This window comes from Mycobacterium paraseoulense (genome assembly GCF_010731655.1).
Classification (GTDB): Bacteria; Actinomycetota; Actinomycetes; order Mycobacteriales; family Mycobacteriaceae; genus Mycobacterium; species Mycobacterium paraseoulense.
The window spans coordinates 1,826,519-1,842,004 of the sequence record NZ_AP022619.1 but is presented as its reverse complement, the minus strand read 5'-3'; the positions used below and the strand labels follow the sequence as shown (position 1 = coordinate 1,842,004).

The 15,486-nt window shown below is 63.6% G+C and carries 15 protein-coding genes; 11 read left to right on the top strand and 4 right to left on the bottom strand.

Annotated elements, in window-relative coordinates:
• The 4 genes from G6N51_RS08425 to G6N51_RS08410 are packed head-to-tail and all read left to right on the top strand — an operon-like array spanning position 1 to position 3,747.
• Entirely contained in the window at positions 1-1,233 is a 1,233-nt protein-coding gene (locus tag G6N51_RS08425) for a cytochrome P450 (RefSeq protein ID WP_083169463.1), read from the top strand.
• The gene (locus G6N51_RS08420; protein ID WP_083169461.1) at positions 1,230-2,339 is read left to right on the top strand and encodes an ABC transporter substrate-binding protein; all 1,110 of its coding nucleotides are present in this window, start codon (positions 1,230-1,232) and stop codon (positions 2,337-2,339) included. Before G6N51_RS08425 ends, G6N51_RS08420 begins: the two co-directional genes overlap by 4 nt.
• Before the next feature lie 29 nt (positions 2,340-2,368).
• The gene (locus tag G6N51_RS08415; RefSeq protein WP_083169459.1) at positions 2,369-2,569 is read left to right on the top strand and encodes a ferredoxin; all 201 of its coding nucleotides are present in this window, start codon (positions 2,369-2,371) and stop codon (positions 2,567-2,569) included.
• Positions 2,570-2,583: 14 nt separating this feature from the next.
• Positions 2,584-3,747 (top strand): CaiB/BaiF CoA transferase family protein, encoded by a 1,164-nt coding sequence (locus G6N51_RS08410; RefSeq protein WP_158086186.1) that lies wholly within the window; start codon positions 2,584-2,586, stop codon positions 3,745-3,747.
• A gap of 141 nt (positions 3,748-3,888) precedes the next feature.
• Here the strand turns inward: G6N51_RS08410 and G6N51_RS08405 are convergent, their stop codons facing one another.
• On the bottom strand, positions 3,889-4,572 hold the full coding sequence (locus G6N51_RS08405) for a TetR/AcrR family transcriptional regulator (RefSeq protein ID WP_083169455.1): 684 nt from the start codon (positions 4,570-4,572) through the stop codon (positions 3,889-3,891).
• Between the two features lie 128 nt (positions 4,573-4,700).
• On the opposite strand from G6N51_RS08405, the gene G6N51_RS08400 reads away from it, so the two are divergent.
• The 3 genes from G6N51_RS08400 to G6N51_RS29615 all read left to right on the top strand — a co-directional run bounded on the left by G6N51_RS08400 (position 4,701) and on the right by G6N51_RS29615 (position 8,135).
• Positions 4,701-5,849, top strand: coding sequence for an LLM class flavin-dependent oxidoreductase (locus tag G6N51_RS08400; RefSeq protein ID WP_158086185.1), 1,149 nt, complete (start codon positions 4,701-4,703; stop codon positions 5,847-5,849).
• 468 nt (positions 5,850-6,317) lie between these two features.
• On the top strand, positions 6,318-7,883 hold the full coding sequence (locus G6N51_RS08395) for a class I adenylate-forming enzyme family protein (RefSeq protein WP_142274855.1): 1,566 nt from the start codon (positions 6,318-6,320) through the stop codon (positions 7,881-7,883).
• Positions 7,884-7,946: 63 nt separating this feature from the next.
• Positions 7,947-8,135: a MaoC/PaaZ C-terminal domain-containing protein gene (locus G6N51_RS29615; protein ID WP_197747117.1), complete on the top strand. Its 189-nt coding sequence runs from the start codon at positions 7,947-7,949 to the stop codon at positions 8,133-8,135.
• Positions 8,136-8,963: 828 nt separating this feature from the next.
• On the opposite strand, the gene G6N51_RS08385 is transcribed toward G6N51_RS29615, so the two are convergent.
• Entirely contained in the window at positions 8,964-9,743 is a 780-nt protein-coding gene (locus tag G6N51_RS08385) for an enoyl-CoA hydratase/isomerase family protein (protein ID WP_083169449.1), read from the bottom strand.
• A gap of 19 nt (positions 9,744-9,762) precedes the next feature.
• Positions 9,763-10,902 (bottom strand): acyl-CoA dehydrogenase family protein, encoded by a 1,140-nt coding sequence (locus G6N51_RS08380; protein WP_083169447.1) that lies wholly within the window; start codon positions 10,900-10,902, stop codon positions 9,763-9,765.
• A 79-nt stretch (positions 10,903-10,981) separates the two neighbouring features.
• Between G6N51_RS08380 and G6N51_RS08375 the strand changes: the two genes are divergently transcribed.
• Positions 10,982-11,560: a TetR/AcrR family transcriptional regulator gene (locus G6N51_RS08375; RefSeq protein WP_264052609.1), complete on the top strand. Its 579-nt coding sequence runs from the start codon at positions 10,982-10,984 to the stop codon at positions 11,558-11,560.
• A gap of 67 nt (positions 11,561-11,627) precedes the next feature.
• Here the strand turns inward: G6N51_RS08375 and G6N51_RS08370 are convergent, their stop codons facing one another.
• Complete coding sequence (locus G6N51_RS08370; protein ID WP_083169445.1) at positions 11,628-12,461, bottom strand: mycofactocin-coupled SDR family oxidoreductase; 834 nt, start codon at positions 12,459-12,461, stop codon at positions 11,628-11,630.
• 333 nt (positions 12,462-12,794) lie between these two features.
• On the opposite strand from G6N51_RS08370, the gene G6N51_RS08365 reads away from it, so the two are divergent.
• The 3 genes from G6N51_RS08365 (at position 12,795) to G6N51_RS08355 (ending at position 15,465) form a co-directional block, all read left to right on the top strand.
• The gene (locus G6N51_RS08365; RefSeq protein ID WP_083169443.1) at positions 12,795-13,994 is read left to right on the top strand and encodes an amidohydrolase family protein; all 1,200 of its coding nucleotides are present in this window, start codon (positions 12,795-12,797) and stop codon (positions 13,992-13,994) included.
• Positions 13,995-14,007: 13 nt separating this feature from the next.
• A complete protein-coding gene (locus G6N51_RS08360; RefSeq protein ID WP_067920440.1) occupies positions 14,008-14,607 on the top strand; it encodes a TetR/AcrR family transcriptional regulator in 600 nt (199 codons plus the stop codon).
• Between the two features lie 93 nt (positions 14,608-14,700).
• Positions 14,701-15,465 (top strand): FadR/GntR family transcriptional regulator, encoded by a 765-nt coding sequence (locus G6N51_RS08355; RefSeq protein WP_083169441.1) that lies wholly within the window; start codon positions 14,701-14,703, stop codon positions 15,463-15,465.
• Positions 15,466-15,486: the final 21 nt, after the last annotated feature.

Sequence of the window (15,486 nt, the reverse complement as noted above, 5' to 3'; positions counted from 1 at the left end):
ATGGAACACCACGTAGGCGATTTCGACCACATGTCCGAGGCTTTTGCGAATGACGTGCACGGGTCGTTCCGTGAACTTCGCGAAAGGTGCCCGGTCGGCTACTCGGAAAGGCATGGCGGACACTGGCTGATCAGTCGGTATGACGACGTCGCACGAATTCTGAAGGACGACGAGAGCTTCTCGTCGGCCCGGCCTCCGGGGACCGACGGTGTGGCCGTTCACATTCCGTCCATGCCCGCGCCGCTGAATGTGCCGATCGAGCTCGATCCACCGGAATCGCTTCTGTACCGTCGAGCACTACATCCGTTTCTCTCGCCTGCCGCCGTGGAGTCGCGGCGCCCGCGGATCGCGGCGCTAGTGGGAAAGTGCGTGGACGGCTTCATCGAATGCGGTGCGGGCGATCTGATCACGGATCTCGCCAGCCCTGCACCCGCCTACGTCATCACCGACATGATAGGACTCTCGCCGGAGCACTCACCGCGGTTCTCGACGATGATGCATGCGCTCACGTCGCACATTCCCCACAGTCCGGAGTGGGAGGAGGCGGTCGCCGATGTGCCCTGGGCGATGGGGCTGATCCACACCGCGATCACCTCCCGGTCCGACACGGGAGCCCCGGAGGATCAGGATCTGATCTCCTGGCTCAAACAGTCGCGGGTCAACGACCAGCCGATCAGCGACGAGATGATGCAGTCGATGGTGATGTTGGTCATCGGAGGCGGTGTGGACACCACCACGTCGCTGACCGGACAGGCGTTGATGTGGTTGTGCCGAAATCCCGAGAAGCGAGAATGGTTGCGGAAGAACCTCGATCAGATCAAGTGGGTCACCGAGGAGTTTCTCCGGTACAGCTCCCCAGTGACCACGCAGGCCCGTACCGCCATCCGCGAGGTCGAGGTCGGCGGCCATACTATTGCGCCCGGCGACCGGGTACTGATGTGCCTTGCCGCCGCCAATCACGACCCCGCGCAATTCCCGTCGCCCGACGATGTCGTCGTCGACCGGGAGGTCAACCGGCACTTGGCATTCGGGGTCGGCACGCATCGCTGCATCGGTTCGAACCTGGCCCGGGCAATGTTCGAGGCGATGATCACCGAGGTGCTGACCAGGCTTCCCGACTATTCCGTAGACGAGGAGCTGGCAACGCTCTATCCCGCTCAGGGCCTAGTCAACGGTTACGTTCGGCTGCCCGTTACGTTCACGCCCGGGTCCCGCGCGGCGTCGAGCACATGACCACGCCCGCACCTGTCAAGACGAGTTCTCGGGACCGCGATCCGTTTCGCATCGGCTATATCCAGGACTGGGGGATCGGGGTCGGCGCCGTCGACGAGATGATCGCCGCCGCGAGGTTCGCCTTCGACGAGGCCCATCGGCACGGCGTCATCGACAGGCCGGTTGAACTCGTACTGCGCGAGGTGGACGGCATGCCGCTGCGTCAGTTCAACGTGATGCGGCAGACCTATCTGGACCTCGTTCACGCCGAGCACTGCATCGGAATCATCGGTCCACACTTCACCGACCAGGTGACTAGCCTGTTACCCACGATCGAGCAGGCGCAGGTGCCGATGCTGACGATGTGCAGTTCAGCTGACGTACCGAGCGAATACTGCTTCACGCTGGGCAATATCTCCACCACCGATGAGGCGGTGGTGATGGCAGGATATCTGCACGAGAAGGGCGCCACGGCTGTTGCGATCCTCCGGGAGGACAACTACCTCGGGCAGGAGTTTCACCAGTACTTTCGGCTCGCAGCGCGACGGGTCGGTCTGCCGGTCGTCGCGGACCGGCTGTTGCCGAACTTCGTCGACACCGAGGCGGCCGAAGTCGAAGTCGTCGAAACCCGGGCCGCCGGCGCCGATGCGATCGTGTACATGGGGCTCGGATTGACCGCGCGGCAGGTGCTCACTGCCGTGAACAGACTGATGACCCCCGGGTGGAACCCGATCCGATTATGCAGTTCGATATTCGTGGGTTGGCCGTTGGACGGATACTTCGGGCTGACCATCGCCACCTACGAGGGATGGACGGGCACGGATGAATTCGACGAGCGGAACCCGGTTTTCGCGAAGCTGACTGATCGGCATCAGAACGCGACCGCGCATTGCTATTCGGCGCTGGGATACGACGCCGGACAAACGATGGCATGGGGTTTGTCGTTGGCCAAACCGCATGATCCCGAAGGTCTGAAGTGCGGGTTGGAACGCATCCATCGATTGCCTGCTGCCGTGGGAAGCCCGGGAACGTATATCAGCTTCGGCCGGTACGACAGACGGGGTTACAAGGGTCCGTTCGTGGTTCTGCGCCGCATTGAGGACGCCAAATGTGTCCTGGCCCAGTGACTGTCTCCGATCGGAAGGAAGCGACATAAATGAGGATCGGCGTCGACCTTGAAAAGTGCCAGGGACACACGCTGTGTGCGATCGCGGCCGCAGAGGTCTTCGACCTCGACGACCACGACGGTCACGCGATCGTCAAGCATGCAAACGGGTTGATTCCCAGCGAACTGGAACAGGCCGCCGCACGGGCAATGATGACCTGTCCCGAGCAGGCGATCCACGAACTTCCATGAGTAGGAGCTTCTCCATGCCGACGTATATGCCGCTGCGGGGAGTGCGGGTACTCGACCTAGGGATCCTCGTCCCTGCGGCGCTGACATCAGGCAAGTTGGCGGCGTTGGGAGCAGATGTCGTCAAGGTCGAGCAGCCGCCGACCGGTGACCGCATCCGGCTGATACCCCCATACGCCGATGACGGCAAGAGCCCGCAGCACATGGCGCAGAACTGGGGTAAGCGCTCGATTGCCCTGGACGCGAAGACGAACGAGGGCCTGCGGACGCTCCTGGAGCTCATCGCCATCGCGGACGTCGTCATCGAAAACCAGCTGCCTGGATTCTGGAAAGGGTGCGGAGTCGATTTCGTCGAGCTCCGAAGGAAGCGGCCGGAGCTGATCGTTTGTTCGATCACCGGTTTTGGCCAGACCGGTGCGTGGTCGCGATTGCCTGCCCACGGTTTGAACATGGATGCCCTTGGTGATGGCCTGAACGTGGATTGGCGTGACGGACAACCTCATCTGGGGTGGGCTTTCACCAGCTGGGGCAACGAGTTGGGCGCCACCTCGGCGGCGATGGCGGTGTGCGCTGCGCTCGCGTGCGTTCGCGGGAGCGGAGCGGGTGAGTGGATCGACGTCTCCTGCTGGGATGCACTCGTCGAGTCCCATCGCACCGAGGTCGCGATGACGCGCAGAACCGGGACACCGTTCTCGCTGCGGCAGATGCCGTCGATGGCGTTGTACGACACCTACCTCGCCAGCGATGGGCGGCCGGTCATGCTCGGTGCCTTGGAGCCAAAGTTCTGGCGACGCTTCTGCGAGGGAGTGGGTCGCGAGGATTTGGTCGCCGCTCACGATCAGACGGCCATCGCCTTCGCGTACGACCAGTTCGAACTTCGTCACGAACTCGAAACGATATTCGCCACAGCGACTTCGGACGAGTGGCTGAGCCGTTTCCTGGAGTGGGACATCCCGGGCGGCCCCCTCTACGACGTCCCGGCCTTGATGGCCACCCAGCACTACGTCGACCGTGGAATCGTCGACGGCGACGAAGGGGACTGGCCGCATGTCAAACTACCGTTCCGGTGGCAGAGTGCGGACAGCCGGGCAGGCGCAGGTCTGGAACAACCGCCGGAGTACAACCAGCACGACCTCGAGGTTCGGTCCGATTGGCTCGGCCACGGGTCGCCCGCCGATTAGTCGAGCGGTAGTTCGACACCAATTGGCTCCGACGGCGTGAAGGTTGCAGGTAACGCGGCGGGCGGTGGGTCCGGTGGATCTAGGATCCTGCCGGTGCGAGCCGCACCAACCAGGCCCCGAAATGCTTGCCGTGTAGGTCGCTCAGGTACGTTCGATAGAGGCGGCGGCCACGCCGGTCAGGAGGCATCGCAAGCCGTACTCGGCGATGTGTTCTGCGTCCAAGCCCTTGATGGCTTGCCGCGTCAGTCCGCCTATAGCCGGAAATTCCTTGGCCGAAATCCCAACGGGCAGCCCGATATTGGTGTGTATCAGACCGGCGACGAAGCAGAGACAGGTCGTGTAGATCTTCAACGCGCTGCGCTGATCGAACCCGGCTTCGAGGAGCACGGCAAAGATGTGGTCGGCAATGCGCATGGATTGGTGCCCGTAACCGAAGATTCCGTGGTCCAAGATGTGCGCGGCCGTGCCGGGATAGACCTGGAACACCCGCATCGACTCGAGCGCTTGGGACACCAGCCAATCGGTCCACGGCTCGTCCCCGCGGGGTTGTTGTCGAACTTCGCTGAGCGCAGCGTCGACGACCGCCTCGTTCAATCGCCTCTTGTTTGGGAAATGCTGGTAGAGCGCCATCGGTGAAACCTGAAGCAGGGTAGCGACTTTGCGTATCGTCAGCGCCTTCAGTCCGTCACTGCGAACGCATTCGAGGGATGCCTGGATGATCTCCGCGTGGCTGAGGTCAGCGACGCCGCTGCGGCGAGTCGGTCGGCCGCGCCGCCGCGGAGCCTCAGCCGCGGTCGCGGGCGAGTCGTCGGCTCTTGACGTCATCGGCTCAATCTACCTGGCGAATGCCGCGAACTGCAGACAGGACGTACCCAACCGATCTATATTTGTGTACACAGTACGTAAATATTGACGGAGAGAGGTCAACTATGCGCGTGGGAGCCTATGGAGCGATGTATCCGCCCTTCGATCGGTGTATCGAGAGCGCCGTGCAGGCGGAGGCCGCGGGGATGGACTGGGTGATCTATGGCGATCAGATGTGCTTCAGCCATCCTATTTGTCTGTGGACGCCCGACATCACCACGGCTGCCGAGTACATTCCGTCCTTCGACGCGTTCTACGAGCCGGGCACGCTGATCACTGCCGCCGCCGCCAAGACCTCGAAGGTCAAGTTCTTCTATGGTCCTGTCGACGTCGTTCGACGCGCGCCAAACGTGTTGGCGCAGACGCTGCTAACACTCGATCACGCGACGCAGGGCCGAATCATGATGGTGCTCGCCAACGGCGAGAACAAGCAGATGAAGCCCTACGGCATCGCGCGAAAAGGGGCCAATGACAAGCTGTGGGACGCCTCGCACATCATGCGATCGTTCCTGGATACGAACGAAGAGGTCGATTACGACGGCCGGGTATGGAAGATGCGGCGCGCCAAGTTCGATCTGGGCCCCTACGGCGCTGAACCACCACCGTTCTGGGTTGCCGGCGGGAGTCCAGACAACCTGTACTTGGCCGGCGCCGTCGCGGACGGCTGGATCACCGCCGCGCCGGGTCACACCGAGGACGACCCACAATCGTTCATCGACAAGGTCAAGATCGTCCGCGACCATGCCGAGCGCGCGGGCCGTGACCCCGATTCACACGCGATCGCACTGCTGGTATTCCTCGTGGTCGACGACGATGAGGCGACCTGTGACAAGCTGCGCGACCATCCGTTCATCAGGTGGAACACCCTGGCGTACACGCCAACTACCGCGACCTTCAAGAAATGGGGCCTCCAGCATCCGTGGGGTTACGATTGGATCTTCTCCCGTGACGCCATGTGTCCGTGGTACGACCGCGACTATGTCCTCGATTCGTGCAACAAGGTGCCCAAGGAGGCCGTCGACAAGGTCAATTTCGTCGGCACTCCCGAACAGGTGATGAAGCGCCTGTCCCCGTATCTGGATTCCGGCTTCGTCACCGATGTGATGATCTGCAACTTCAACGCGCTGTGCGGTATCGAGTACGCGGAATCCTCCGGGCGTGCCATCAATCGGTTGGTGGGCATGATCAAGGGCGTCGAAGTCGATGCGGATGCACCAGGTTTCGCATCTTTGGTGTGACACTCACTGCGTCGGATCGACGAGCACCTTCATGACGCGAGCCTCGTGAAGGGCCTCGAACCGTCCTCGATCACTCGGCTCAGGCCGATCGTCTGCACCCAGTGGTCCATCGGATAGTCGCCTCGCCGGACCCCTTCGATGACGCTGCACTTTCTCCAGCATCACTTGGAACATCACCTTCGCGAAGTGTGAACCGAGGCAAGGGTGGATGCCAATGCCGAACGCCATGTGCTTGCGGTCCACCTCGAACCGCCGAATCGAAGGTCGCCTGAAACTCACCGATCCGCAGGTATTGACTATTCCTCGCGCAAGGACACGCGTTACTAATCGCTGTTGCTCTCAACAGCTTAAATATATACCTTATTATCGAGTGGAGGTGCAGGCAGATGGGCTTTGCTGACGTGAGATCTGAGGGCTTGGTGGTCGGCCCTACCTGCCTGCGAACAGCACCGTGGAGGTGTGGGCGCAGTGCCTAACCCGCCGTCGATAACTGCATGGCGGGAAGCCACGCTCGGTGATCTACTCGATGAGGCCACTAACCGATGGCCTGACCGCGCCGCTCTCAAATGGCCTACTGGCGAAGGCCTCGCATCGTTGACGTGGACACAGGTTTCGAAGCAGTCCCGCGCCGGCGCGCAGCTGTTGCGATCTATCAGCGACGGCCGTGCCCCGGTGGCGGTCTACGCATCCAACAGCAAGTCGTGGTACCTGGCGATGTGGGCCGCGGCGCTGGCCGGACGCCCGCTGGTCCCGGTCAACCCAGCGCTGACCGGACCGGAACTGAAGACGGTGCTCGCTGACAGCGGCGCCAGCACAGTGTTGGCGGCCGAAAACTATCGAGGGCAACGCCTCGTCGAGCTGGCCCGCGGCGCGGCCGGGGAGCTGGAGTCTGTCAACGAAGTGTGGTGCATCGACGATTGGCTGAAAAATAGGCCGACGGGTGCCCAACGCAACGACGTGGTGCGCCCGGCGGATTCGTTCCTTATCCAATACACCTCGGGTACCACGGGCGTGCCGAAGGGCGCGGTGCTCTCACATCGGGTATGCCTCAATGCCGCCGCTGCAATGAACCCGGCGCTCGAGCCGACTGAGCATGAAATCTATTGCAGCGCTTTGCCGCTCTACCACATCGGTGCCCTTGTCGCGCATGCGCTGGCAATGGCGTGTATTGGGGGAACCTATGTCATGCTTGACGGTTTCTCGGCAGGCCAATTCCTGGCGGCAGCCGCCGAAAGCGGTGCCACCATACTTGGCGGCGTACCGACGATGTACTTGCGCATGCTCGATGAGTCGAGTGGCGGTCCCGTTCCACTACCCCGCGTCAGAGTGCTCATGGTTGGGGGCGCTGACATTCCGGAGTCGCTGATCGCTCGTCTGGAGGAGCATTTCGCAGCGTCTGCCTCCGTGATGTACGGCCAGACGGAGGCGCCGGCGATCACCCAGACACGGCTTAGCGACACCGCGTCGGTCAAAGCCACCACGGTCGGGCGGGCTATGGCTCACCGTGAACTGCGCATCATCGACGCAACCACCTCGCGGCCGCTTCCTTTCGGCCAGATCGGCGAAGTGTGCGTGCGTTCCCCGATCCGGATGGATCGTTACCACAACCGGCCCGAAGCCACTGCGGCGACAATCGATCCCGACGGGTGGTTGCGGACCGGCGACCTCGGCTCGCTCGGCGCCGACGGCCTATTGCGCATCCGTGGACGGATACGCGATATCGTCGTGCGCGGGGGGGAAAACATCTACGCACGCGAAGTCGAGGATGCGATCGAGTCTCATCCCGACGTGGCACAGGCCGCGGTTGTGGGACTTGCGGACCCCGATTGGGGTGAAATTGTGGCCGCTGCGGTGGTGCCTCGGGTCGGCGCCAGGCCGTCGGTTAGCGAGCTGAGCCAGTGGGTGGCGCAACGACTGGCGGCATACAAACGACCGACGCATTGGCGCTTGGTCGATCAGCTACCGATGACGGCGACGGGCAAACCACAGAAGTTCAAGATCGTCGAGGCGATGCGCGTGCACGCGGGTCTTTGACCGCTGCGGGACGGGTGATCGAAGGCGCTTACCGGCGCCGTTCCGGGAAAGCTAAGACTGCACATGGCTCAACCCGCGAAATGGGACGAACTAATCGTCGGCGCTGCCGAATCACGGAGCGACGCGGGTCTCACAGTCACCGACTTCGTCCGTTACCGAGGTGCCGCTGGTGACATGAATCCCCTTCATCGCGGTGTCGACTTCGCACGGGCCGCCGGCTTTTCGGGACTGATCGCCGTCGGCATGCTGTAGGCGGTGCGCATGGCGGCCTATTGTGACCGACTGGCTGGGTCCGCGGAATATCCGACACTTCTCGGTGATGTTTCATGAAGTGGCTTGGCCAGGCGACATACTCACGTACACAGCCGAAGTGGTAAGCCGCGACGCAGCCGCGAAAACGGTCCAATTGAATCCTGCGTGCAGCCGCCAAACCGCAACGTTTCATCTGAGCGGCAGCGCAACGTTCCAAGTCGAGTGAGCTCCAACCGCTGAGAACCCATGCTGCGTGAGGCTTGAACGGCCGGCGTAGGCTCGTCGAGCAGGGGCGCCAACGAGCGTCGTCAATTGACCCGCTGCCAGCAAGCGGGGAAGTGCCGACGTGCCCGTGTCGATCACGACATGATTCGACCCGTCGTTCGAAGAGCGGCTTCAGCTATGCACGTATCGCTTCGACTGTCACGACCGGTCTCAGAAGCGGCCTACACGCACCCCTTGTCGATGATCTCCTGCTGTTCGAACGGCATAAACCTTCGGCGAACCCGACGACGGCGCCAACATAGCTCGCCGGGATATCCGGTGTATTGGCATCACTGACGGGATGTGTGGAGGCTGACTTTCGTCGGCTCAGGGCCGCCCTGTGCCGTCCCGCCGGGCCGGTGCCGCGGATGGTGTCGAGCGTCTGCAGATCCTCATCGGTGGAACATTTGGCCGATGGTCAGCTGAAGCCACGACTGGTCGGACAGTCGCACCCTGCAGTAGATGTTGACAACACGCCGACGGCCGGGTGGCGAAATGACTATGCCCCACCCGCTGCGCGAAGTACGTCGCCGTTGGTCCACCACCGCCAGGGATTCTTGTGTATCAGGCGAATTGCGCGGCGCGCTTCGCCGCGAACGCGTCGACCCCTTCGATGCCGTCCGCGCTGGCGGCGTTCCGGGCTATCAGCTGGCCCTCGGTTTCCATCTGTTCCTCGAGCCCGGTACCGAACGTGGCGAGCAGCAGCTTCTTCACCGAGGATTGGGCACGCGCTGGGCCGCTTGCGATCGTCGCAGCCAGTTCGCTCGCTCGTGCCTCGAGTCGATCGTCGTCGACCACCTCAGTTATCAGATTCCACTGCAGCGCTTCATCCGCGTTCAGCGTGCGGTTCGTCAGCATCAACTCCTGCGTGCGACGCAACCCGATGAGGCGCGGTAGAACGAACGACGCGCTTCCATCGGGGCTCAACCCGACCCTGGTGTAGGCCATAGTGAACGAGGCCGACCGGGCGGCCACGACGAGATCACCGCTGGCCGCCAGTGACATTCCCGCGCCGGCGGCTACACCGTTGACGGCGGTGATGACGATTGCGTCCATCCGGGCGAACGTCGACATCGCGCGGTGCAGCGCATCCGCGACCTTCTTGATGTGGCGCCCGCGATCTGGCGCTGTCGAGAAATCCCCGAGATCCCCGCCCGCGCAGAAGAATCGGCCGCTCCCTGTCAACAGGACGGCCTTGACCCCGGCGAAGGCGCAGCGAGCCGCGACGTCCGCCAGTTCCTCGGTCATGGTGAGGTTCATGGTGTTCGCCGCTGACGGGCGATTCAGCACGATCCGTGCGATGGGTCCGGATACGTCGGCGGTGATCGTCGTGTACTCGTCCATGGTGTACTGCCCTCCCCGCTCAGTCGGCTAGCCCGCGCGCGATAACGAGCCGCTGAATTTGGTTGGTGCCCTCGAAGATCTGCGTGATCTTGGCCTCACGCATATAGCGCTCCACGCGGTAGTCGCGGGTATAGCCGGCGCCGCCGAATACCTGCACGGCGTCCGTCGTCACCTTCATCGCGGCATCTGTGGCGACGAGCTTGGCAACGCTAGCCTGTGCGCCGTACGGCCTGCCGCGGTCGCGTCGGCGTGCAGCATCGAGATATGTGGCGCGGGCGCTGACCACCGCGGCGCTCATGTCGGCGAGTAGGAAACCGAGCCCCTGGTGGTCGATGATCCTGCGGCCGAAGGCCGTTCGTTCGTTGGCGTATCGGGTGGCCTCGTCGAGTGCGGCCTGCGCCAGGCCGACGGCGACTGCGGCGATGCCGAGCCGCCCGCCATCCAGCGCGCTGAAAGCGATGTGCAGGCCCTGGCCCTCTGCGCCGATGCGCCGATCGCCGTCGATGCGGGCGTTGTCGTAGAACGCCGATGTGGTGGGCACGGCGTGCAGACCCATCTTCTCCTCGGGTCTGCCGAAGCTCAGTCCGTCCAGCTCGCTTGGCACCAGGAAACACGAGATGCCCTTTGAACCTTCACCCGTGCGTGCGAACAGCGTGTAGAAGTCCGCGACACCACCGTGTGTGATCCACGACTTAGACCCGTTCAGGATGTATCCGTCACCGTCCGCCTTCGCGGCGCACCGCAGTGCGGCCGGGTCGGAACCGGCCTGCGGCTCGCTCAAGCTGTAGGCGCCGATCCGGTTGCCGGACAGCATGTCCGGGAGCCAGCGTCCCTTCTGCTCCTCGGTACCGAAGGCCAGCAGCGGGTGCGACGACAGGCTGTGCACGCTGACTGCGACCGCGACGGCGGCCCAACGCGCGGCGAGTTCCTCGAGTACCTGAAGGTAGACCTCGAATGGCTGGCCGCCGCCACCCCATTCCTCGGGCTGCGGCAGGCTCAGCAGCCCCGCCGCCCCCAATTGTGCGAAGACGCCTTCGGGATACGTCTCGTTCTTCTCGTGCTCGTCGACGATCGGCTCCAGGACCTTGTCGGCGACGTCACGGGCGAGCGCGATCAGTTCGGCGGCTTCGTCGCTGGGCAACAGCCGGTCGACGGACATACGAGCTCCTCTCGTCGGTCATCTCGGCGGGGCTATACGCAAAACCGTACTATAGTGCCTTTCGCAGTATCATTCAGTCGTGACCGGCAGGCCTCCTTCAAACATCGATCGTCGCGCCGAGCTATTCGAGGCCGTCGTGGAGATGTTCCTCAGTCGCGGATTCATCGAGGTCACCCTGGACGACATCGCAACGCATTGCGGTTGCTCGAAGTCGACGCTCTACAAATTGGTCGACAGTCGCGAGCAGCTCATCCGAGCCGTCGTCGTCCACTTCTTCCGCCGGGCTACCGAGGACGTCGAACGCGAGGTCGCCGGCGCGACGGGCGCACGCGATCGGATCACCGCGTACCTGTCCGCCGTGGGCGCCGCCCTGGATGTCGCATCAGACGCGTTCATGGCGGACGTCAACTCCCACGCGGCGGCTCGGGAGGTGTACGCCAGAAACACGCGCATCGCGACACGACGGGTCTCGGAACTTATCGGCGAAGGCGTTGCGGCCGGCGAGTTTCGACCGGTCCACGCGGCGTTCGCCGCCGACATGGCCGCCACGATGATGGTCCGGATACAGCGGGGTGCGGTTCGCCACGAGGTGGGCCTCGACGATGCGAGTGCGTACCGCGAACTCGCGGCCATGCTCACTGCAGGTTTGCAGGCTTGATGTTGCGGTCACCGCGGCATGGCGGGTACGGCGAAGTCCCCGCCATATCGGTTGCAGTTCGCAGGAATTACAACCGGGCGTTGAAGCCGGCGTCGACGGGCAGCGTCACGCCGGTGATGTACTTCGCCTCGTCGGAAGCGAGGAAGGCTACGGTGTGACTGACGTCCCTGGGGTCGAGTGCGGGCACCGGCATCGGGTTGGTCATCCGGTCGGCGATCTCTGGGTGGGTTGCCACCCACGCGACGAATGACTCATTCATGATCATCGGAGTCATCACACCGGTCGGATGGATGGTGTTTACCCGAATATTGTGCGGGGCAAGGAGGTTGGCGTAGGTTCGCATGAGCCCGACGACGCCGTGCTTGGACGCCACGTAGCCGTCCGGGCCGCCGTTTCCGTCGGACATGCCCTTGAGTCCGGCTGCTGAGCTGGTGATGATGATCGAACCGCCGCGCCCGCCGTCGATCAAGGGCTGCCTGGCCACCTTGATGGTGTTGCGCACCCCGCCCAGCAGGACGGCGACTGCGAGTTCCCACGACGCGTCGTCGTCCTCGTGGTTCTCATCCACGTCGCCGAAGTGCATGATTCCCGCGTTGGCCACCACGATGTCGATGCGCCCACCGAGTTCCGCCACACCCTCATTGAACGCAGTGCGCAACGCGTTGATGTCCCGCACGTCGGCAACTTTGGTCACGACGCGTGTCCCGGCCTCGGCGACGAGCTTCGCGGTGTGCTCGAGATCGTCCCGTGAGGCGAGCGGATACGGGACGGTAGGAAGGTCGGCGCAGACGTCGACGCCGATGATGTCAGCACCCTCTTCGGCCAGGCGGACGGCATGAGCGCGTCCCTGGCCGCGGCCAGCGCCGGTGATGAATGCAACGCGGCCGTCCAACTTACCCATGATCCGTCCCTCAGTTCGTAGTAGTGAGTTCTGCTCAAGATGCGTCGCCGATCGCGGCTCAGGCGGCGTTTTGCCAGGCTAAGTTTCTTTCGACGCACTTGTCAACTATTGGAAACCAGCGCTGTCCGTGCCGCTCACCAACGGGGCTCAGGGTGATGTGTTGCGCCAACGTCGAGCGATAGCCGACGGACTTGTCAGGTATGTCCGTCAAGAGGCCGGGACCGCCGTCGATCAGCGTACGGACTGAGCGCGCTGCTGCCGAAGTAAGGTCTGGCGTGATTACATACCAATGCGGTATATTATTAAGCGACACGTTAAGGATGGAGAATTGACATGGCCTTGATACAGGACACCGTCGGACCACTGCCCTACAAACTGGTCGACTTCGATCAGCACTCCTACGAGGCCAAGGACTGCTTCACCAGATTCATGCCCAAGGCGAAGCTCGACACCGCGGTGCATCTGATCGATACCCCGACCGGTGGCAAGGCGCTCCTCGCCAACCAGCGCATCGTCACCGCGTTCGAGACCGACCCGGACAAGGCCTACGTTCCGGGCTCGCTGGTCGAGATGCTCAAGCAGCGAGCGTCGGGTAACGCCGCCGACGCCGAACGGTTCTTCGAGCCGGTCCAGATCGAGTACCTCGACAGAGACGCGCGGATCAAACAGCTCGCTGAGCAACAGATCGAGCGGTCCATCATGTATCCGGGCGGCTGGGCGCTGCTGGCGGAGCCCTTCCTCGACGGCATCGATCCGCTGTATGACAACTTCGAGTCGTTCAACAAGTGGATCGACGAGGACTGGGGATTCAACTACAAAGACACCATCTATGCGCCGGCGCTGAACTCGCTGCGCGACCTCGACCGCGCGGTCGCCGAGCTCGATCGGGTCCTCGATGCCGGAGCGCGTTTCATCTACCTGTGCACCGGACCGGCGTACGGCCGTAGTCCCGGTGACCCGTACTTCGACCCCTTCTGGGCTCGCATCAACGAAGCGAAAGCGGTGATTTGCTATCACATTTCGGAGAATCATTATCAGGAGCACGTCGCTTCGCAGTGGGGCTGGAAGATGGGGCCGCCGTTCCAGTTCTCCGCCTGGCAGTGGCAGAACACCTACGGTGAGCGGCCGATCACCGACACCCTGTCAGCGCTGATCTTCGACAACCTCTTCGGGCGGTTCCCCGACATTCGGGTTCTGGTCAGCGAGCACGGTGCAGCGTGGATTCCTCACTTCATCAGCCACATGGACAAGAGTCGCGGCATGGCGCGGCTGGGCCCGTGGCTCGGAGGGCCACTCACCGAACGGCCCAGCGAGATCTTCAAGCGACACGTCAACGTCGTGCCCTACCCCGAGGACGACACGGTCAAGCTCGTCGAGGCGCTCGGCGGAACCGAGGCCCTTGTCATGGGGTCCGACTGGCCGCACGCCGAGGGGCTGCGCGAGCCGGCCGAGATGTATCTAAAGGTCGAGGGTCTCGACGAGACGCGTCGCCGGGAATTCTTGCGCGACAACGGGCTGGCCTTGCTGAAATAGCCAGGAGCCTGACATGGACGTCCACCCGGTATCGGCTCCGGGGCGGCCCCGCGATCCGTCGACGGAAAACCGTGTTTACGCCGCGGCCAAGCAGGAACTGGCCGCGCGCGGGTTCGAGGGGTTCAGCATGCGCGGCGTCGCGCGCCGTTCGGGAGTCGCCCGCCCGAGCCTGCTGCTGCGGTGGCCGAATCGGGATGCGTTGATTCTCGACACGCTGGAGCGGCTCATCGAGTGGCCGCGGCCGCGACCGGAGGCCGGCGTGCGAGCCGAGCTCGACGCCATCGTCGCGCACCTGGGTAGGGTCATGGCACCGGAGATGCTGTCTATTCAGCTGCGCCTGATCGCGGACGCTCCGCGGCACCCGGAGCTCTACGCCGCATTCCAGGACAAGGTGATCGCCAAGGCGGGTAAGCGGCTCGTGGGTCTGTTGGAAAGCGCCGTACGGGAGCGGCTTTTACCGCCCGATGCGGACGTCCGATGGGCGGCAGATGCGCTGATCGGCGTCATGTACATGCGGACTATCCGGGCCCCGGGCCGGCAACCGCCGTCGCCGGCCGCCCAGCGGGAAATCATCGACGCGCTGTGGGAGGGATTGACGGCGGTACGCGGCTGAAGCCCGCCACTGAGGCGATGGACCGGAGGGGCGCGCTGCTCAGAGCCGCCCTGCCTACCCATCGATCAAGAGCCGGGTGTTTAAAGTAGAGCGATGCCGGTGAAGGTAAAGGGCGATGGCGAGCCCGTCGGACGCGCTGCGGACGTCATCGCACGCCAGCTGCGCCGCAGAATCATCCGCGGCGAGCTCACCGAGGGGGACGTGCTGCCTAGTGAAGCAGATTTGCTCAACCAGTTCGGCGTTTCAAGGCCCACGCTACGCGAGGCGATCAGGGTGCTCGAATCCGAGTCGCTCGTCGTCGTCAAACGAGGCTCGCGCGGCGGCATCGAGGTAAGCGTGCCGCGCGTGCAGAAGGCCGCTCATTACGCCGGACTGCTGCTGGAGTACCGCCAGGCGACGACCGCGGACGTGTTCACCGCAGCCGCGGCCATCGAGGGACCCTGTGTTGCGATGCTCGCGCGCAATCGGAGCGCCGACGACTTGAAACGCCTGCGCGAAGCGGTGACCGCCGAGCGCGACGTGAACGTGGACCCCGGGCACCTGCTCGAACTGCAGAACGAGTTCCACCGGTTGGTCATCGACATGGCGGGAAATCAGACGCTCGCGGTCCTCAGCGATGTGATCCGCCACATCATCGAGCTCGCGACGCAGAGCTACGTCGATGACAACGGCGGTTCGAGTCCTTCGTCGGCCGCCAGTGCGGCGGCGGCCACCCGCACTCACGCGAAGGTCGTCGAACTCATCGCGGATAAGGACGCGGCCGGGGCGGAAGCGCTGTGGCGCAAGCATATTCTTGCGACCAGCGCCCGGTTGCGCAGCTCCGGGGTCGCGGGTTCAGTCGTCGACCTGCTCGAATGAGCCCCCATCAGACCGGCAGGT

Coding starts and splice junctions, on each gene's coding strand:
- G6N51_RS08415 (WP_083169459.1), top strand. CDS start 2,369: ATGAGGATCGGCGTCGACCTTGAAAAGTGCCAGGGACACACGCTGTGT.
- G6N51_RS08370 (WP_083169445.1), bottom strand. CDS start 12,461: ATGGGTAAGTTGGACGGCCGCGTTGCATTCATCACCGGCGCTGGCCGC.
- G6N51_RS08360 (WP_067920440.1), top strand. CDS start 14,008: ATGGACGTCCACCCGGTATCGGCTCCGGGGCGGCCCCGCGATCCGTCG.
- G6N51_RS29615 (WP_197747117.1), top strand. CDS start 7,947: ATGGCTCAACCCGCGAAATGGGACGAACTAATCGTCGGCGCTGCCGAA.
- G6N51_RS08405 (WP_083169455.1), bottom strand. CDS start 4,572: ATGACGTCAAGAGCCGACGACTCGCCCGCGACCGCGGCTGAGGCTCCG.
- G6N51_RS08400 (WP_158086185.1), top strand. CDS start 4,701: ATGTATCCGCCCTTCGATCGGTGTATCGAGAGCGCCGTGCAGGCGGAG.
- G6N51_RS08380 (WP_083169447.1), bottom strand. CDS start 10,902: ATGTCCGTCGACCGGCTGTTGCCCAGCGACGAAGCCGCCGAACTGATC.
- G6N51_RS08425 (WP_083169463.1), top strand. CDS start 1: ATGGAACACCACGTAGGCGATTTCGACCACATGTCCGAGGCTTTTGCG.
- G6N51_RS08410 (WP_158086186.1), top strand. CDS start 2,584: ATGCCGACGTATATGCCGCTGCGGGGAGTGCGGGTACTCGACCTAGGG.
- G6N51_RS08385 (WP_083169449.1), bottom strand. CDS start 9,743: ATGGACGAGTACACGACGATCACCGCCGACGTATCCGGACCCATCGCA.
- G6N51_RS08355 (WP_083169441.1), top strand. CDS start 14,701: ATGCCGGTGAAGGTAAAGGGCGATGGCGAGCCCGTCGGACGCGCTGCG.
- G6N51_RS08420 (WP_083169461.1), top strand. CDS start 1,230: ATGACCACGCCCGCACCTGTCAAGACGAGTTCTCGGGACCGCGATCCG.
- G6N51_RS08365 (WP_083169443.1), top strand. CDS start 12,795: ATGGCCTTGATACAGGACACCGTCGGACCACTGCCCTACAAACTGGTC.